The organism is Terribacillus aidingensis (assembly GCF_040703035.1).
Taxonomy (GTDB): domain Bacteria; phylum Bacillota; class Bacilli; order Bacillales; family Amphibacillaceae; genus Terribacillus.
In genome coordinates, this window is record NZ_CP159996.1 from 848,247 (window position 1) to 865,906 (window position 17,660).

Annotated in this window: 13 protein-coding genes, 18 tRNA genes and 1 rRNA gene; 31 read left to right on the forward strand and 1 reads right to left on the reverse strand. The window is 41.8% G+C overall.

The genetic code is table 11. The annotated features are described in order from the left end of the window. Position 1 precedes the first annotated feature (1 nt). The 26 genes from ABXS78_RS04625 to ABXS78_RS04750 all read left to right on the forward strand — a co-directional run bounded on the left by ABXS78_RS04625 (position 2) and on the right by ABXS78_RS04750 (position 9,121). Positions 2-75: transfer RNA gene (locus ABXS78_RS04625), tRNA-Trp, on the forward strand. Between the two features lie 16 nt (positions 76-91). Then, positions 92-164 (forward strand) — tRNA-His (locus tag ABXS78_RS04630). A 73-nt stretch (positions 165-237) separates the two neighbouring features. Next, positions 238-312: transfer RNA gene (locus ABXS78_RS04635), tRNA-Gly, on the forward strand. Between the two features lie 5 nt (positions 313-317). Continuing rightward, positions 318-391: transfer RNA gene (locus ABXS78_RS04640), tRNA-Cys, on the forward strand. A 16-nt stretch (positions 392-407) separates the two neighbouring features. Further along, positions 408-489: transfer RNA gene (locus tag ABXS78_RS04645), tRNA-Leu, on the forward strand. A gap of 407 nt (positions 490-896) precedes the next feature. After that, a complete protein-coding gene (locus tag ABXS78_RS04650) occupies positions 897-1,832 on the forward strand; it encodes an NADP-dependent oxidoreductase (protein WP_366249126.1) in 936 nt (311 codons plus the stop codon). 236 nt (positions 1,833-2,068) lie between these two features. After that, positions 2,069-2,773 carry a response regulator transcription factor gene (locus ABXS78_RS04655; RefSeq protein ID WP_366249127.1) on the forward strand — a complete coding sequence of 235 codons (705 nt, stop codon included), beginning with the start codon at positions 2,069-2,071 and terminating at the stop codon, positions 2,771-2,773. After that, the gene (locus ABXS78_RS04660; RefSeq protein WP_366249128.1) at positions 2,770-3,771 is read left to right on the forward strand and encodes a sensor histidine kinase; all 1,002 of its coding nucleotides are present in this window, start codon (positions 2,770-2,772) and stop codon (positions 3,769-3,771) included. Before ABXS78_RS04655 ends, ABXS78_RS04660 begins: the two co-directional genes overlap by 4 nt. A gap of 81 nt (positions 3,772-3,852) precedes the next feature. Continuing rightward, positions 3,853-4,617 carry an ABC transporter ATP-binding protein gene (locus tag ABXS78_RS04665; RefSeq protein ID WP_366249129.1) on the forward strand — a complete coding sequence of 255 codons (765 nt, stop codon included), beginning with the start codon at positions 3,853-3,855 and terminating at the stop codon, positions 4,615-4,617. Continuing rightward, entirely contained in the window at positions 4,592-6,487 is a 1,896-nt protein-coding gene (locus ABXS78_RS04670; protein ID WP_366249130.1) for an ABC transporter permease, read from the forward strand. The genes ABXS78_RS04665 and ABXS78_RS04670 overlap by 26 nt, the downstream gene beginning before the upstream one ends. 144 nt (positions 6,488-6,631) lie before the next feature. After that, a complete protein-coding gene (locus ABXS78_RS04675; RefSeq protein ID WP_366249131.1) occupies positions 6,632-6,760 on the forward strand; it encodes a hypothetical protein in 129 nt (42 codons plus the stop codon). A 175-nt stretch (positions 6,761-6,935) separates the two neighbouring features. Continuing rightward, positions 6,936-7,048: ribosomal RNA gene (gene rrf / locus ABXS78_RS04680) — 5S ribosomal RNA — on the forward strand. Between the two features lie 11 nt (positions 7,049-7,059). Then, positions 7,060-7,134: transfer RNA gene (locus tag ABXS78_RS04685), tRNA-Asn, on the forward strand. Between the two features lies 1 nt (position 7,135). Further along, positions 7,136-7,227, forward strand: a tRNA-Ser gene (locus tag ABXS78_RS04690). Positions 7,228-7,248: 21 nt separating this feature from the next. Next, positions 7,249-7,323 (forward strand) — tRNA-Glu (locus ABXS78_RS04695). A gap of 20 nt (positions 7,324-7,343) precedes the next feature. Beyond that, positions 7,344-7,419: transfer RNA gene (locus ABXS78_RS04700), tRNA-Val, on the forward strand. Positions 7,420-7,455: 36 nt separating this feature from the next. Next, positions 7,456-7,530: transfer RNA gene (locus ABXS78_RS04705), tRNA-Met, on the forward strand. A gap of 89 nt (positions 7,531-7,619) precedes the next feature. Next, positions 7,620-7,696: transfer RNA gene (locus ABXS78_RS04710), tRNA-Asp, on the forward strand. A gap of 28 nt (positions 7,697-7,724) precedes the next feature. Next, positions 7,725-7,797, forward strand: a tRNA-Phe gene (locus ABXS78_RS04715). Between the two features lie 8 nt (positions 7,798-7,805). Then, positions 7,806-7,891: transfer RNA gene (locus ABXS78_RS04720), tRNA-Tyr, on the forward strand. 1 nt (position 7,892) lies between these two features. Beyond that, positions 7,893-7,966, forward strand: a tRNA-Trp gene (locus ABXS78_RS04725). A 15-nt stretch (positions 7,967-7,981) separates the two neighbouring features. Further along, positions 7,982-8,056: transfer RNA gene (locus ABXS78_RS04730), tRNA-His, on the forward strand. Between the two features lie 73 nt (positions 8,057-8,129). After that, positions 8,130-8,204 (forward strand) — tRNA-Gly (locus ABXS78_RS04735). A gap of 7 nt (positions 8,205-8,211) precedes the next feature. Further along, positions 8,212-8,285: transfer RNA gene (locus tag ABXS78_RS04740), tRNA-Cys, on the forward strand. A 16-nt stretch (positions 8,286-8,301) separates the two neighbouring features. Further along, positions 8,302-8,383, forward strand: a tRNA-Leu gene (locus ABXS78_RS04745). A 111-nt stretch (positions 8,384-8,494) separates the two neighbouring features. Next, a complete protein-coding gene (locus tag ABXS78_RS04750; RefSeq protein ID WP_366249132.1) occupies positions 8,495-9,121 on the forward strand; it encodes a hypothetical protein in 627 nt (208 codons plus the stop codon). 176 nt (positions 9,122-9,297) lie between these two features. On the opposite strand, the gene ABXS78_RS04755 is transcribed toward ABXS78_RS04750, so the two are convergent. Continuing rightward, positions 9,298-10,368 (reverse strand): aldo/keto reductase, encoded by a 1,071-nt coding sequence (locus ABXS78_RS04755; protein WP_366249133.1) that lies wholly within the window; start codon positions 10,366-10,368, stop codon positions 9,298-9,300. Positions 10,369-10,712: 344 nt separating this feature from the next. Between ABXS78_RS04755 and ABXS78_RS04760 the strand changes: the two genes are divergently transcribed. From ABXS78_RS04760 to ABXS78_RS04780, 5 genes are all read left to right on the forward strand, one after another. Then, positions 10,713-11,906: a hypothetical protein gene (locus ABXS78_RS04760; protein ID WP_366249134.1), complete on the forward strand. Its 1,194-nt coding sequence runs from the start codon at positions 10,713-10,715 to the stop codon at positions 11,904-11,906. A gap of 15 nt (positions 11,907-11,921) precedes the next feature. Beyond that, entirely contained in the window at positions 11,922-13,151 is a 1,230-nt protein-coding gene (locus ABXS78_RS04765; protein ID WP_366249135.1) for a Zn-dependent hydrolase, read from the forward strand. Positions 13,152-13,357: 206 nt separating this feature from the next. Beyond that, the gene (locus ABXS78_RS04770) at positions 13,358-15,439 is read left to right on the forward strand and encodes a 5'-nucleotidase C-terminal domain-containing protein (RefSeq protein ID WP_366249136.1); all 2,082 of its coding nucleotides are present in this window, start codon (positions 13,358-13,360) and stop codon (positions 15,437-15,439) included. A gap of 389 nt (positions 15,440-15,828) precedes the next feature. After that, complete coding sequence (locus ABXS78_RS04775) at positions 15,829-16,854, forward strand: helix-turn-helix domain-containing protein (RefSeq protein ID WP_366249137.1); 1,026 nt, start codon at positions 15,829-15,831, stop codon at positions 16,852-16,854. 2 nt (positions 16,855-16,856) lie between these two features. Further along, positions 16,857-17,651, forward strand: coding sequence for an SDR family oxidoreductase (locus ABXS78_RS04780; RefSeq protein WP_366249138.1), 795 nt, complete (start codon positions 16,857-16,859; stop codon positions 17,649-17,651). Positions 17,652-17,660 lie beyond the last annotated feature (9 nt).

A 17,660-nucleotide genomic window follows, 5' to 3' on the forward strand; every position in this document is an offset into this window, starting at 1 on the left:
TAGGGGTATAGTTCAATGGTAGAGCAACGGTCTCCAAAACCGTAAATGTGGGTTCAAATCCTGCTACCCCTGCCATAACATACTCATCATGGCGGTCGTGGCGAAGTGGTTAACGCACCGGATTGTGGCTCCGGCATTCGTGGGTTCGATTCCCATCGATCGCCCTCTATATAGCTTAGGCTATAGCCAAGTAAACAGGCTGGGATTCCTAAGGAATCCATAAAGCCTGACTTGTATGCGGAAGTAGTTCAGTGGTAGAACATCACCTTGCCAAGGTGGGGGTCGCGGGTTCGAATCCCGTCTTCCGCTCCAATATTGGCGGCATAGCCAAGTGGTAAGGCAAAGGTCTGCAACACCTTGATCACCGGTTCAAATCCGGTTGCCGCCTCCATAGATACTTTTAACATGCCGGTGTGGCGGAATTGGCAGACGCGCACGACTCAAAATCGTGTTCCGTAAGGAGTGCCGGTTCGACCCCGGCCACCGGTATCACAGGCAGTATGCCAAAGCTGTCAAATCAAGACTCTAACGTAAAGTTAGGGTCTTTTTTGTATGTTATCTATATGAATACTTAGGGCTTACATAATGGCGACTAAATTTTAGTAACAATAGCTATGGCATGTTTAAGAGGATAAGCATAAGGAAAATAGTTGGACTTAAATATATAACGTCATCAAAGAGGCTAAATAGCGAATTGTTTTCTATAATGTAACTTTATAAATTTCATCTATAAGCAGTTCAGTTTGATTTAAAGATAATAGAAGTTAAAATATATCCTGTATTACCCATGATATAGAAAACGTTTTTTAGCAAGCTCTGATAAGAAGGTATGACTTTTTAGGTAAGAACGAAGAATAGAGCTTAAAAATATAGTTGATAAAAAGGGAGTGTTATTCATGCGTGCAGTTATAATTAATGAATACGGCGATAAAAATGTATTAGTAGAGAAGGAATTGCCGAAACCTAAAATAAAACCAAATCAAGTGCTTGTTGAGGTGTATGCCACTTCAGTTAATCCGATTGATTGGAAGCTTCGTGCAGGTTACTTAAAGCAGATGCTCGATTGGTCATTTCCGATTATCCTTGGCTGGGATGTTGCAGGTAAGATAGTTGAGATTGGAAGTGAAGTGAAGAATTATCAGGTTGGGGATGAAGTATTCGCGCGACCTGATACTACCGCTGCGGGTACTTATGCGGAATTTACGGCTGTGGATGATGAATTGCTTGCGAAAAAGCCTAGCAACCTCACATTTGAAGAAGCTGCCTCTATTCCGTTAGCTGGGTTAACCGCTTGGCAGTGTCTAGTGGACAATACAAAGGTCAAGAAAGGTGATAAAGTACTGATCCAAGCTGGAGCTGGTGGTGTAGGAAGTATGGCAATTCAAATGGCAAAACATTTGGGTGCCTATGTTGCGACAACTGCAAGTGAAAAAAATGAAGCATATGTAAAAGAGTTAGGTGCTGATGAATGCATTAATTACCGAACGCAGCAATTTGAAGACGAATTAAGTGATTATGATGCAGTCATCGATACAATGGGCGGCGAGATCTTAAACAAGAGCTTCCAAGTTCTAAAGCGCGGCGGCAGACTAGTAACAATTGCCGGACAACCTGATGAGGCATTGGCAGAGAAGCATCAAGTAACGGCAAGCTCATATTGGTTAACGCCAAATGGTAAGCAATTAGGTGAATTAGGAGAATTACTTGAGAAAGGAATAATTAAGCCTCAAGTAGGCCATGTATTCGATTTTTCAGCAGAAGCTTTACAAGAAGCACATGAATTAAGTGAAACACACCATGCCAAAGGTAAGATTGTGATAAAAGTTAAATAAGCGCAGGAAGCAATAAAAAAAGCCATCATCTTCTAATGGTATTAGATGATGGCTTTTTTGCATTTAGCCAACGCAGTGAAGGGGAATAGTGCTTATCCAATTACATATAAATAGGAAAAAATCAAGGATTCTAACAAAAGTTCCCCTTTAAAGATGGATCGAGTTATTAGGTTTAACATTCGTACAGATTCAGATGGTAAAATTAAGCTAAATAAATAGCTAAGGAGAAATAACTTATGGAGCGAATCATGATTGTGGAAGATGACATGAAAATTGCTGAATATTTGAGTTCACACATAGAAAAGTACAGGTATGACGTGACTATAGCTAAAGATTTCGAAAAAATAATGGATACATTCCTAGATGTACAGCCTAAGCTTATCTTACTGGATATCAACCTGCCTAGTTTTGATGGCTATTATTGGTGCAGGCAAATAAGGAAAGTATCTATTTGCCCGGTAATTTTTATTTCCGCTCGAACTGGAGAAATGGATCAAGTGATGGCGATCGAAAATGGCGGCGATGACTTTATCACAAAACCATTCAACCCGGATATTGTCATGGCGAAAATCAGAAGCCAAATGCGTCGTGCTTATGGTGAATATGCAGCAAAGTTAGAGGAAAGAGTGCTGATCCAGGAAGGTTTGCACTTTTATCCGGAAAGATTGGAGCTGCGATTTGAGAATAAATCAACTCAATTGACTAAAAAAGAAACAGACATTATCGAAAGCTTGCTGGAGCGTTATCCACGGGTTGCTGGGCGGCAAGACTTGTTGGAGAAGTTGTGGGATGATCAAGTTTATGTGGACGAAAATACCTTGAATGTGAATATAACTCGTGTCCGTAATAAGTTCCAGGAGATAGGAATTGAAGATGCTGTAGAAACGATCAGAGGAACTGGATATCGATTGCGCATTACATGGAAAGAGGAGAAAGCATGAGATTATTCTTTCGCGAGCATGTGATGCTCATTTTGGTACAGCTCTTCCAAGCTGTAATGATTCCGATACTATTTTGGCTGGATGGCTACCGGGATGTTGGCGTTAGTCTATATGCATTTTTCCTATCGTTGCTTCTAATAACCGTAGTCCTCTGTTATCGATACTTCAGCCGTAGGAATTTTTATCAGCGATTACAGCATTCTTTCACAGCGCTCGATCAATCTTTAGAGACAACCGAACGTGCACCTGTTTCAGAAGCGCTCGATCAATTGCTTGCTGCCCAGTACCGCTTATATCAGGAAGAACTGCTGAAAGGAGAAGATAGACAGGACGAGCATTTGATGTTTATGGATCGTTGGGTCCATCAAATGAAGACACCACTCTCTGTCATCGAATTAACGGCTCAAACGCTGGACGAACCAGAATCGTCAAGTCTACGGGAGGAAACGGACCGGATGCGGGAAGGATTGAATACAGTTCTCTATCTAGCGAGACTTCGTACTATTACAGAAGATTTTCATATCAAGCCTGTTGTCCTTTCCAAGCTGATCCAGGAAGTCAATCAAGAAAACAAGCGATTTTACATTCGTAATGAAGTATATCCAGTACTGAAAGAAGAGAAAGCAGGGGCAATGGTGGAGACGGATGAAAAATGGTTATTCTTCCTGTTGGCACAGCTAATACATAATGCCGTCAAATACTCTGCTGGAAAATCAAATCAGCTTATTCTTTCTGTCTATGAAAGGTTAGGGGAATTGGTGCTGGAAGTGAAAGACTTTGGAATTGGTATTCCTGTTGTGGATCAGAAACGTATTTTCAATAAGTTTTATACTGGTGAAAATGGCAGGAAATATCGCGAGTCTACAGGAATGGGGCTCTATTTAGTAAAAGAGGTCACTGAAAAACTAGAGCACCGTCTGGAGATGGAATCAAACGTAGGGAAAGGGACAACATTTCGGATAATTTTCTCGAAGACACAAAACCTTACATCAATGTAAGATTCGTGAAAGCATAATCGATGGTAGGACTTGTACTGCTCAGGCTATGCTTAGATTAAGCATTAGAGAGGAGAATGGATTATGCTCAAGCTTACAAAAGTCAGTAAAATTTATGAAGGTAAGGTAGCTTATCGAGCCCTTACAGATATCGATCTAGAAGTAGAAAAGGGTGAATTCGTGGCCATTATGGGCCCGTCGGGTAGCGGAAAAACAACCCTTTTGAATATCATTTCCACAAATGATGCACCGACAACGGGGCAGGTAGAAATCAATGGACAACAGCCGCATCTGCTAAAGAAAAATGCATTGGCTAAATTCCGCCGTAACGAACTCGGATTTATCTTTCAGGATTTCAACTTACTGCACACTCTTACGGTTCAGGAAAATATCATTTTGCCCCTTACATTAGATGGTGTCCGAGCAGGAGAGATGCAGCAGAAAGCACAGCAGATAGCGAAGAGTCTTGGTATCCAACCAATTATGAATAAGCGCACATATGAGATTTCCGGCGGGCAGGCGCAGCGAGTAGCTATTGCCAGGGCGATGATCCATGAGCCGAAATTACTGTTAGCGGATGAGCCAACAGGAAACCTTGATTCAAAAGCTGCTAAGGATGTCATGAAGATGCTGGTATCCATCAACGAGAGAAATAAAACAAGCTTGCTGATGGTAACGCATGATCCACAAGCTGCCAGTTACTCGGATCGTGTTGTGTTTATTCGGGACGGGAAGCTGCACTCCGAGATTCATCGGGGAGAGAGCAGGCAAGCCTTCTTCCAGAAGATAATTGATATGCTTTCACTGATGGGAGGAGAGGGCAATGACTTTTCGTCAGTTCGCGTTTAGGAATGTCCTGCGCAATAAACGGCTGTATATTGCGTACTTCCTTAGCAGCATGTTTACGGTGATGGTATTTTTCACATTTGCGATCTTTGCTTTCCATCCAGCTTTTTCAGAGGGATCCGTTAATAAGTATGCACTATTTGGAATGGCTGTCGCTGGAGGAATCATCTATGTATTTTCTTTCTTCTTTATTCTGTATTCGATGAGTTCTTTCTTACAATCGAGGAAAAAGGAATTCGGCTTGTTGATTACTTTAGGAGCTTCTGATAAGCAAATAAGGCTTATGGTATTTTTAGAGAATATTTTAATAGGTTTTTTTGCAACAGCTGGCGGAATTTTAATTGGACTAGTATTCGCAAAATCCATCCTCTTAATTGCAGAGAATATATTGATTATTGATGCATCACTTGATTTTTATTTCCCATTACTGGCGATTGCCATAACATTTGTCAGTTTCATCTTTCTCTTTTTCTGCATATCCGTTTTTGTTGCGTTCATTTTACGGACAAATAGGCTGGTAGATTTAATTAAAGGCGATAAGCAGTCCAAAGGGGAACCAAAAGCTTCGATTATTCTATCCATCCTGGCGGTTATTCTATTAATTACAGGATATGGTACGGCACTTTATGTAAAAGGTGCCAGTGTTATCTTTGTGATGATTCCGGTTATTATCGTAGTGACAGTGGGAACATACGTCTTGTTTACGCAGCTAAGTGTGTATTGCATCCGTCTGCTGAAAAGAAATAAAACGATTTTTTGGCGAAAGACCAATATGCTGCTTTTCGGTGACTTATCATTTCGAATGAAAGATAATGCTAGAACCTTTTTTATGGTAGCGATTATATCAACCGTTGCTTTTAGTGCCATCGGGTCATTATATGGTTTTCAATCTTATCTTACAAAAGGGATAAAAGAGGTAAATCCATACACGTATACGTATAGTCCTTTTTTAGATGAGAGTGACGAAGTGATTGAGCAAGATATGCAGCAGATCGATGCCATCTTAGATGAAGAGAAAATCAACGCAGACATGGAATCAACGGACTTGGCATTTTATGATACATCTGTGGAAGAATCGCCTGTATTGATAGTGAAAGCCTCTGATTATAACCGATTCGCGGCATTAATAGATGAGAAGGAACTGCACCCAGAGGAAAATAAAGCAATCGTAATAGAACAAAGTAATGCGGTAATCACGGATGGGCAGAAAGCTAGTGACATATTGATGACATCCAGCGTTCAGCTGGAAAACGGGCAAGAAATTCAACCGAGTAACACAGTAGAGTCTGCAGTAGGGTTAGGGTTAACTGGTTATTATGTTGTCAACGATAGTACTTATACTAAACTTGGAACACCAATAAGGACGGATTTCACGGCTGCATGGAATGTAGCTGAAGGAAACGATAATCAATTAATTGAAGCTGGTAAAAAGTTAGAGGATCAAGTAGAACATAAGGTGTTTTCTGTTGATTATACGCTTTATGAAATCAATAAAGCATATGGACCGATTTTATTTATCGGCTTGTTTATCGGCATTGTGTTCTTTGTCTCTGCTGGTAGCTTTCTTTACTTTCGATTGTTCACGGATATCGATGGGGAAAAGCGCAAATTCCAGTCGATTGCCAAAATTGGTCTGACACAATCGGAATTGAAAAAAGTCGTGAATCGGCAGATTGCTATTTTGTTTTTCTCGCCGATTGTAATAGCACTTGTACATGGCACGGTAGCTCTTACTGCTTTATCGCGTTTGTTTAACTACAATTTGACAGCTGAATCTGCCCTTGTTTTGGGAAGCTTTGCGGTTATTCAAGTACTTTACTTCTTGGTTGTACGATTTATTTATATGAAACAGGTAATAAGATCGGTATTTTAATTAGGATCGTTGTTTAAGGGTTGGCAAGAAACCGATTATGAAAATCGAAAACTGCTGGATCAGGTGATCCGGCAGTTTTTATGGTTGTGTCATATAATCAACAACAGCATGTTTTCCTTTTAAAGTTAATAGGGGCAAGGTACCGTGACTTTAGCTATCCGCTTAAAGAAGGAGATTGATGACATAGAAGCATTATATTATTACTTGCTTTATGCGGGTTTAAAAGTAATTCTGTCGCTAGTTGCCAAATTGCTTTCTATTCATGTAAAATAAGAGTTGCGGATTTATTGAAGAGACCTTAAATCTTTGATGAGTTAGCTATTAAATTTTATGGTAAAAGAAAGTAACGCAAAAAAATCTAGTTATTTTTAAATATTGTATTGCTTTTTGTTTCTGTAGCATATATAATCTAACTTGTCCTTAAGAAAAGGGCAGCATACATAAGAGGTCTGGTGGTAATAGCGAAGAGGTCACACCTGTTCCCATGCCGAACACAGTAGTTAAGCTCTTCAGCGCCGATGGTAGTTGGGTTCGCCCTGCGAGAGTAGGACGCTGCCAGGCATTACGATTATTCCACAGTAGCTCAGTGGTAGAGCTATCGGCTGTTAACCGATCGGTCGCAGGTTCGAATCCTGCCTGTGGAGCCACGGAGAGCTGTCCGAGTGGTCGAAGGAGCACGATTGGAAATCGTGTAGGCTGCTACAGCGGTCTCGAGGGTTCGAATCCCTCGCTCTCCGCCATACAAACTTTCATACATAGATGGCCCGTTGGTCAAGCGGTTAAGACACCGCCCTTTCACGGCGGTAACACGGGTTCGAATCCCGTACGGGTCACCATTTATTTTCAAGACCAATCCGGAGGATTAGCTCAGCTGGGAGAGCATCTGCCTTACAAGCAGAGGGTCGGCGGTTCGAGCCCGTCATCCTCCACCATCTTTATCAGTTTCATAGAAAATACCTTTTTATTATCGCGGGGTGGAGCAGGGGTAGCTCGTCGGGCTCATAACCCGAAGGTCGCAGGTTCAAATCCTGCCCCCGCAACCATAATATTTCACTTACTACGTCGAGTTTTCTTCTTGTATAGTGAAAAATGGGAGTACCCGAAGTGTGCAACTAAAATCCCATTATAAAGTGGTCCGGTAGTTCAGTTGGTTAGAATGCCTGCCTGTCACGCAGGAGGTCGCGGGTTCGAGTCCCGTCCGGACCGCCACTTTTTACAACATTGTATGTTACATAATGGCTCGGTAGCTCAGTCGGTAGAGCAACGGACTGAAAATCCGTGTGTCGGCGGTTCGATTCCGTCCCGAGCCACTCTCATCGGAGGGATAGCGAAGTTGGCCAAACGCGGCGGACTGTAAATCCGCTCCCATCGGGTTCGTAGGTTCGAGTCCTACTCCCTCCACCACAGGGGTATAGTTTAATGGTAGAACAACGGTCTCCAAAACCGTCGGTGTGGGTTCAACTCCTACTACCCCTGCCATAACATATGTATCATGGCGGTCGTGGCGAAGGGGTTAACGCACCGGATTGTGGCTCCGGCATTCGTGGGTTCAATTCCCATCGATCGCCCTCCATATAGCTTTAGGCTATAGCCAAGTAAACAGGCTGGGATTCCTATGGAATCCTTTTAGCCTGACTTGTATGCGAAAGTAGTTCAGTGGTAGAACACCACCTTGCCAAGGTGGGGGTCGCGGGTTCGAATCCCGTCTTTCGCTCCATTTAATTGGCGGCATAGCCAAGTGGTAAGGCAAAGGTCTGCAACACCTTGATCACCGGTTCAAATCCGGTTGCCGCCTCCATAGATACTTTTAACATGCCGGTGTGGCGGAATTGGCAGACGCGCACGACTCAAAATCGTGTTCCGTAAGGAGTGCCGGTTCGACCCCGGCCACCGGTATCACACAGATCATCGTATTGCCAAGCGATGATAAAGGACTTCAGAATTTCTGAAGTCTTTTTTTGTGGAAAAAAAGATTTTAGTAAAGATAAAACGATGGGAGAAACACAGATGAAAAAAACGGCTTATATTCTTTTCTTATTATTACTTACCTTTCTTGCAGCGTGCTCATCAAATGATGATACTGCGAACAGATCAGAGAAGGAAACAGCAAAAGCTTCAGCAAGTGAGGCAAGTGATGAAGAAGGTGGCGTTGAAGTGGATAAAAATCTGCTTAGCGTTGAAGTATCCTTGCCGGCTTCGTTTTTTGAAGGGCAAAGCGCTGAAGATGTTATAGCAGATGCAAAAGAAGAGGGAATAGAAGTAACAGCAAATGACGATGGGTCTTATACATATAAGATGTCTAAATCAGAACATAAAAAATTGATGGACGAAATGAGTGCTGAACTTGATAAATCCACTGCTGAGATGGTATCAAGCGGTGACTATCCATCAATTAAAGATATCAGCTATAACAAAGATTTCTCAGAATTTACTATGGTAGTGGATAAAGAAGCTTATGAGAATAGCATGGATGGATTTGCTAGTTTAGGGTTAGGTATGTCCGGAATGATGTACCAGCTATTTAACGGAGCTGATCCTGATGAATATTCTATAACGATTTCTGTAGAAGATGAAGCAAGCGGCGAAGTTATTGGTGAAGTTGTGTATCCAGATGCAATGGAAGATGTGGAATAAATAATAGACTACCTACAGCACTATGACTTTTTGTCATAGTGCTGTTTCTTTATATTATAGATGATAGGAAATAGTCAGTGCCAATCAGTATTACGATAAAGTAATTTGCGTTGAAAAGCGTCAGTACAAATAAAGAGATCCCAGCTTTAGAGCTGAGATCTCTATGTTAGGACTAGCTATCCAATCAATCCCATCGACTGCTTATACCCCTGCAAATAAGTCATTTCCGCTGGGCTTCCTTTTTCAAAGCTGCTCATAGCGCGGTGCCAGAGCGGGTATATTGGTACTGGACGGGCTGCTGATTCAATAAGGTCATGCTCTTCTTGTGTTAGTTTTATTTCGAATGAAGCAATGTTTTCCTTCAATTGTTCTTCATTGCGAGCTGCAATAACAATCGGTCCTACGTTTGGACGGTCTCTGACCCATGCGTAAGCGATTTGCGGCACAGAAGCATTATGATTTGCTGCTACTTCTTCCAGTGCATCAATCACCTTATAAAGTCGTTCCTGATCCTTCACATAAGGCTCTGACCAACCGGCGCCTTGGCGGGTGTTTTCGGGTGCAGTTTTATTCCGTCCGATCTTACCGTTTAGCAGTCCTTCACCGAGCGGACTCCAAATCATGTTGCCAATGCCGAGTTCCGTTCCTGCTGGAAGCAGCTCATATTCTGATTCACGAGCTTCTGGTGTGTAATAGATTTGCTGCGTGATTGGCGTGATATACCCAGGCTGCTGAGCAACAGTGAAAGTTCTCGCAAGTGCCCAGCCGCTGTAGTTAGAAACACCCCAATATCGGATTTTTCCTTTTCTAATGAGGTTCGTCATCGTTTCAATCGTTTCCTCGACTGGTGTCTGTCCGTCCCATAGATGGACAAAATACAAGTCAAGATAATCCGTACCAAGTCTTTGCAGCGATCGATCGATGCTTGCTTCAATATTAATGCGCGAAGCCCCTCCATTGTTTGGGCCATCTCCTAGTTGGAAGCCCGTCTTCGAATTAATTAGAACTTCGTCCCGGCGTCCCTTGATAGCAGCACCTAGTACGCGTTCTGAATCTCCCTCAGAATAAAGGTTCGCGGTATCAAACATATTGATCCCAGCCTCTAAGGACATATCCACCATTCTGCGTGCTTCATCTTCTTTTACATTACCGGCAGCTTCAAAGCCATTCGTACCGCTGAATGGGATCATTCCGAGTATATACTTTGGAACTCGAAGACCGGAGTTTCCTAAATTAATATATTCCATGGTTGCCTCCTCATTAAAAGTTGTTTAATATCATGCATCTTAGCTACAATACCCGACCTCCAATTTAGTAAAACTATCCAATGACTAGTGTATATAACTCTCCATTATGCTGAGAATTCGTGCATGCTGTCCTTTCATAATAGGGAAAGAGAAATCCAGAAAAAAGTGTTGTTAGGAACAATGATACGGAAAGACTCAAATTGTAAAAGGGTATCCAAAAATAATGAAAAGAATAATTTAAATTGACTGAAAACTTGAAATATATTATCATTCATACATGTCTTTATTTGAATATTAACTATTCAATTGTTTTAAAAATACAGCAAGAAGATAGGAGACCCCTCATGTCACAAATGCTAGCGTTAGTCATACTTACCCTTATTTTATTTATTGGTGATTTAGTTGCGGTTCGGACGAAGGCTTGGGTGCCATCTATATTCATTTGTGCAATTTTATTTCTTGTAGGTTATTGGACCTTCTTCCCTGCAGATATCGTGGCAGTGGCTGGTGTTCCTCCAGTTGTGGCGACGATGATGATGTACCTTTTGATTACCAATATGGGGACATTGCTGTCAGTTAAAGAATTGAAAGCGCAGTGGAAAACGATTGTGATTGCACTGTCTGGTATTTTGGGAATCGTTGTTTTGCTGCTATCGGTTGGAACACTTATTTATGGCTTTGAAACAATGGTCGTAGCGATTCCGCCTTTAGTCGGCGGAGTAGTTTCTGCCCTGATCATGTCTGATGCAGCTAGTGCGGCAGGTCTTTCGTCGTTAGCGGTGTTTGCTATCGTCATTTACGTGATGCAAGGGTTTGCCGGCTATCCGATTACATCTTTTGTATTGAAGAAAGAAGGGAAAAGACTGTTGAAGCTTTACCGGAATGGAGAGCTTCAGGTGGACGTGACTGATAAAGCAAAAGAAGAAATAGCTGCTACTGTGGAAACAGCACCATCCAAATGGAGATTGCCTGAAAAATACAACACGGATTTCCTTAAGTTCTTCAAGCTGGCACTAGTTTCTTATGCAGCCTATCTTGTATCAACTCTGGTGGCACCATTGTTCGCAGTCAGTCCATTCGTCCTTTGTTTGTTGTTCGGAGTTATTGCCTCTAGTGTCGGTTTCCTTGAGAAACAGGCATTGCAAAAGGCAAATGGATTTGGAATTGCAATCTTAGTGCTGATGCTCTTCATATTTGACGGATTGAACCAGGCTACACCAAGCATGATGCTTCAGATCTTGTATCCGCTGGTTGGAACTATCGTTATCGGAGTTATTGGCATGTACATCTTCTCCTTTATTGCAGGTAAAATTTTAGGAGTAAGCAAGAATATGGCATTTGCGGTTTCCTTGACGGCTCTTTACGGTTTCCCAGCTGATTACATTATCACAAACGAAGTTATCAAGTCCTTGACCGAAGATGAAAAAGAAAGAGAAGTATTAACAAGTCGGATGCTGCCGCCAATGCTTGTCGGGGGCTTTATCACAGTAACCATCGTGTCAGTCATACTAGCAGGAATCTTTGTTGGTTTCTTGTAATAGGGAGAGAATAGCTTGAGTAAAACAAAAGAACGTATCGAACAGCATATAGCAGCATTAGAAAAGTTTACAGCAACACCTGGAAATGGTACGACTCGGCTCACATACAGCCAGGAAGATTTAAAGGCTCGCAACTATATTAAAGACCAAATGAAAGCATCAGGATTGACTATAGCCGAAGATGGATTCGGCAATATATTCGGAAAGCTGGAAGGCAGTGCAGGGGATGCTCCCAGTGTGATGATTGGTTCTCACTTCGATTCTGTGCCAAACGGAGGAGCGTATGACGGACCTGCTGGAGTGGTCGTGGCGCTGGAAGTAGCGAACCTTTTCCAAAAGAATGATGTAAAGCCAAAGTATCCGCTGGAAATCGTAGCTTTGGTGGAGGAAGAAGGTTCCCGTTTTGGCGGAGGGCTCATGGGTTCACGAGGAATCACTGGTGTTTTGAGTGAAGCTGATTTCACCAGCCTAAAAGATAGGGATGGCGTCTCTACAGTAGAAGCGATGCAAAAGATAGGCTTGGACCCATCACTTCCAAAAGGCAGAGATCCAAAAACGATGAAGGCTTTTCTTGAATTGCACATAGAACAAGGACCAATCTTAGAAGAAAAAAACATTCCGATTGGTATAGTAGAGGCAATCGTTGGTTTAACGCAATATGAAGTGACAGTCAAAGGGCAGGCAGGCCATGCAGGGACCACTCCTATGGACCGACGTGCAGATGCTTTGATAGCAGCAGCCAAAATCATCAGTCAATTGCCAGAACTTGCTGTGGAAGAAGGGAACGGCACGGTTCTCACTATAGGGCGGCTGAATGTGTTTCCAAATGGAGCTAATGTGATTCCTGACAAAGTTGTATTCACAGTCGATTTAAGGTCAGGGAAAGAAGAACATGTACAGAATGTGATTGAGAAGATGAAGGAATGCTTAAACACGCATCAAATGAATGGGATTGAGATATTGGCTGAAGAGCAGTTGTATATCCAGCCTAAAGCATTAAATGAAAATATCCGTAATCTTCTAGAAAATAAGAGCAGAGAAAGTAATGTATCATATTGCTCCATCAATAGCGGCGCGGGACATGATGCAATGATCTTTTCTGACTTTACAGATGTTGGCATGCTATTCATACCGAGTCGGGCGGGGCTAAGTCACTGTCCTGAAGAATGGTCTGATTCAGAACACATTGCAAAAGCAACCGAAATCTTCTACGAAGCAGCGAAGGAGTTAACGGAGGCTGAATAAACTTCTATTTATGAGCTAGAAGCCACGAAGCGTCTAGCTTTTTATTTTATAAACATAAAACTTAGAAATTATATATATTATTCACAATATTTTAATGATAAATTAATAGTATACTTCTACAATTATGTAGAAGAGTCGACAATCTTGCATGGTGGATAAGTGTGTATATTGTCGGGGATTCACTAAAAATTTGGGGGTATCTATTTATGAAAGGTAAGAAGCGTTTCCGTTTTCCACTGCGTACTGCCGCAATTATTGCTATTCTATCATCAATAGTTCTACCGACTAGTACATACGCAGCTGATGAAAATGGAGAAGATTTTTCTTTGACGATCATGCATATGAATGATACACACGCGCGGGTAGAGCCGCTGGCGAATATGGTGACAGCGGTAAAAGAAGTTCGGGAAAATAAGCCAGGGGCTTTGTTATTTAATGCCGGAGATGTTTTTTCTGGGACACTTTATTTCAACCAATTCCAAGGGCAAGCGGATTTGGCGCTTTTAAACATGATGGATATCGATGCAATGACATTCGGTAATCATGAGTTCGATCTTGGTTCCAGTGAGAACGGTCATGCTTCTTTGAATAAATTTATTGAAGGTGCGAACTTCCCATTTGTGTCTGCGAACGTAGACTTATCTGCTGATCCTTTTGTCGGTGGCCGAGTGAGCAGCACATTTACAGAAGATGCGCAGGATAGCACTGTATACGATGGAATGGTGAAAGAAATAAACGGAGAGAAGATTGGTATCTTCGGACTCACTACGGAAGAGACTTTGATGACATCCAGCCCAGGTGCTGCAAAGATTACGAATTATGCAGCCGAAGCAGAGCGGGCAGTTGCAGCGTTTGAAGACATGGGAGTTAATAAAATCGTTGCTATCTCTCACCTTGGCTATGACAGCAACCCTTCAGTCGGTAATGATTTGATGCTGGCAGAGCAGGTTGACGGGATTGATGTCATTGTTGGCGGTCATTCTCATACACAGTTAAACGAGCCGACTGTCGTTACGACGGATGAAAATGGTGCTGCAAAAGATCCGACAGTTATTGTACAAGCATATCAGTATGCGCAATATCTAGGAGAGCTTGATGTAAACTTTAACGAGCAAGGGGTTGTAACCGGCTCCTCTGGCCATTTGATCGATGTAACACAGAAACAAGCTGATCCAGAAGCACTTAACACACTTAGTGCTTATAAATCGGAAGTTGATCAGTTATCTAATCAAGAGACAGGTGCAGTAGCACAAAAACCTCTTACCAACCCAAGACTTACTGACAGTGATGTCAGTGTGCGTGCAAACGAAACGGAACTAGGTAACTTAATTACAGATGCAATGCTCACTAAGGCACAGGAAAGAATGCCGGAAGTATCCATTGCTATGCAAAATGGCGGCGGAATTCGGGCAGCAATCGATCAAGGGCCAATTACAGTCGGTGAAGTTATTACAGTTTTACCGTTTGGAAATGACCCAGCAGTTGTGCAATTGACTGGAGATGAAATCAAACAGATTCTGGAGTACAGTGTTCGCCTGGCACCGGAAGAAAGCGGAGGTTTCCTGCAGGTTTCCGGTATGAAATTTGCTTATGACAGCACGAAGGAAGCAGGTTCCCGTGTTGTAAGCATGCAAGTGAAAAATGGTGAGGAATATGTGGATATCAATCCTGACCAAACCTATTTGGTAACAACCAATAACTTCACTGCCAAAGGCGGGGACGGTTATGAGGTATTCGCCCAAGCGTATGCAGAGGGACGTGTACAGGATCTTGGTGAAATCGATTGGGAACAATTCCGTGACTACATGGTGGAAGATTTGAATGGTGTGGTTGATCCTGTCATCGAAGGTCGTATTACTGATTTATTAGGAGCTGATCCAGCACCGACAGAACCTCCGGCCGAAGATCCGAATGATGAAACACCAGAGGATCCAGGAACTCCAGTAACCCCTGATCCAAATGATGATGGTAATGATCAAGATGAGAATCCAGAGGACAAACCACAGGAAGATCCTAAAGATGATAATAAACCTTCAGACGAAGATAAAGATAATCCAGACGATAAAGACAGCACACCACCGCCGAGCAGTCAAAATAATGGCGGTAACGGCAGCAACTCAGGTGGCAGTATTGTAAAAGTTACTGATGACAAAACTAGCCCGATCAGCAGTGGAAGTAAGCTTCCAAAAACCGCTACGAATATGTATACGTACATGCTGGCGGGAGCAGTGTTGCTTGCAGCAGGTGCAGTTCTCTTTATCTTTAAGAGAAAGAAAGCAAAAGCTTAATTAATACAAACAAGGATGCTGCAACGCGCAGCATCCTTGTTTGTATTAATAAGGACACTATTCATGATTGCTGTGACTGTTGCTGAGCGTCAGCTTAGGTTTACAACCATTGAGAGTATCTTGTTTGGAACTAAAGGATCAAAGTCTATTCTCACTAAACAACACGCATCTAAAATAACACAGAAATTCATCCTTTTAATAAAGTACACTTATTTAGAAAGGTAACCATTTATGTGTAGCGTAATATTGACGTCTATTACAAGTGTATTGTCGCTGAATGCTAATTACTTAACTAGATAATATATTTAAAATAAAAATTGCTATCCCCTTAACTAATCATGCTGATTAACTTTCTGCAATAATGGGTTGATAGATAGAGAGGTACATATATGACTTTACACAGTTATATTAGGATTCCGGATGGACTCTGGGCAGGATTTACACAGCTTGGGATTTCGGCTCAAGAGGTAGTTAGAAAAGCCAAAATGCCACTCACTGTGATCACAGATTCAGAGGTGACTACGGAACAATATATCGCTATATGGAGAGCTTTTTCTGACATTATGGGGGACAAAGAAGATGGAATGCTTATGTTTCCCCAAGTCATTGAAACTTCTCAATATCCACCACCTGTCCTGGCAGCTTATCATGCTCGTGACTACAGAGATGCTCTTAACAGGATGGCCCGTTACAAAAAAATGTGCCCTCCGGAAAATATTCTAATTGTAGAAGAAGGAAGGCAATGCACGATTGAAGTTGGTTGGCAGAACACCGATCAACCTATTCCGCTAGTACTGATTGGAACATTACTTGTATTTCTGCTGGAACTAGGACGTCGCGGCACTGGTTTACCTATAAAAGCAACTTCAGTAGAATTTACACACTCAATGATTCACGTACAAGTGCTTGAGAATTACTTTGGTTGTCCTATTCAAGTGGGGGCAGAACGTAACCGATTAATACTGGATAGAAGAGAACTTGATCATCCATTTGTTTCTTACAATGATGAATTACTGAAGATTTTAACTCCTGTATTGGACGAAACATTAAAAAAGCATAGACGCAGTAACTCTTTGAAGGAAATAGTTAAGTGGATTTTAGAACGCAGCTTAACGAAGGAAAAACTAGACTTACAAGATGTAGCAGGTGAGTTAGGTATGAGCGAACGAACCTTACAACGGCGGCTGACTGATGAACAAACCAGCTTTAAAGAACTATTAAGAGATGTGCGCCACGATCAGGCAAGAGAATATTTAGCAGATCCATCTTTAGATCTTAAAGAGGTAGCTTTTCTTTTAGGTTATAAAGATCAAAGCTCATTCTATCGGGCATTCCGTTTCTGGGAAGGAAATACACCCTTGAATTGGCGAGCTGAACATATGAAACAGCTTAAAATGATATCAAAGGAGAAATAAAAATGGAAATGGGATTAAACAATAAAACTGCATTAGTTACTGGTTCTACAAAAGGAATAGGGAAGGCAATTGCATTAGAATTGGCTAAGGAAGGAGTAAACGTCCTTGTAAATGGTCGGAATAACGAAGAAGCAGAACAAATAGTCAAGGGAATCAAATCAGCTTATCCCACAACTTCTCCGCAAAATGCTGCAGCCGACATCGTTGATATGCAACAAAGAGAAGCATTATTAGAAAAGTTTCCTTATGTAGATATTTTAATTAACAACATGGGTATCTATGAAATTATGCAATACGAAGATATAACCGATGAAATATGGGAGAAATACTTCCGTACCAACGTATTAGCTGCAAATAGCTTGTCTAAATATTATTTGCCAAAAATGTTGGAAAAGAATGATGGCCGCATTATCTTCATAGCAAGTGAGGAAGCCATAATGCCTTCGGGGCTGATGCCTCAATATGGTATGACAAAATCTATGCTTTTATCATTAGCTAAAAGCATATCAATGCTGACAAAAGGATCCGAAGTTACAATTAATACAATTATGCCAGGGCCTACTCTTTCTGAAAATGTGCAACAAATTATCGAGGGAATATACGCTAATGAAGAGATGACGTTTGCAGAAAAAGAAAAACATTTTATGATCCATAATCAACCCCAAACTGCCATACAGCGATTTATCAGACCAACCGAGGTAGGAAGACTAGCTGCTTTCTTGTGCAGTCCATATGCTTCTGCTTTTAAGGGATCACCAATCCGTATGGATGGAGGAATGATTCCGACTATTTATTGATAGGAAAGA

Bases quoted from the DNA above. Each gene is read 5' to 3' on its own strand.
- ABXS78_RS04650 (WP_366249126.1), top strand. From the start codon at position 897: ATGCGTGCAGTTATAATTAATGAATACGGCGATAAAAATGTATTAGTA.
- ABXS78_RS04655 (WP_366249127.1), top strand. From the start codon at position 2,069: ATGGAGCGAATCATGATTGTGGAAGATGACATGAAAATTGCTGAATAT.
- ABXS78_RS04660 (WP_366249128.1), top strand. From the start codon at position 2,770: ATGAGATTATTCTTTCGCGAGCATGTGATGCTCATTTTGGTACAGCTC.
- ABXS78_RS04665 (WP_366249129.1), top strand. From the start codon at position 3,853: ATGCTCAAGCTTACAAAAGTCAGTAAAATTTATGAAGGTAAGGTAGCT.
- ABXS78_RS04670 (WP_366249130.1), top strand. From the start codon at position 4,592: ATGACTTTTCGTCAGTTCGCGTTTAGGAATGTCCTGCGCAATAAACGG.
- ABXS78_RS04750 (WP_366249132.1), top strand. From the start codon at position 8,495: ATGAAAAAAACGGCTTATATTCTTTTCTTATTATTACTTACCTTTCTT.
- ABXS78_RS04755 (WP_366249133.1), bottom strand. From the start codon at position 10,368: ATGGAATATATTAATTTAGGAAACTCCGGTCTTCGAGTTCCAAAGTAT.
- ABXS78_RS04760 (WP_366249134.1), top strand. From the start codon at position 10,713: ATGTCACAAATGCTAGCGTTAGTCATACTTACCCTTATTTTATTTATT.
- ABXS78_RS04770 (WP_366249136.1), top strand. From the start codon at position 13,358: ATGAAAGGTAAGAAGCGTTTCCGTTTTCCACTGCGTACTGCCGCAATT.
- ABXS78_RS04775 (WP_366249137.1), top strand. From the start codon at position 15,829: ATGACTTTACACAGTTATATTAGGATTCCGGATGGACTCTGGGCAGGA.
- ABXS78_RS04780 (WP_366249138.1), top strand. From the start codon at position 16,857: ATGGAAATGGGATTAAACAATAAAACTGCATTAGTTACTGGTTCTACA.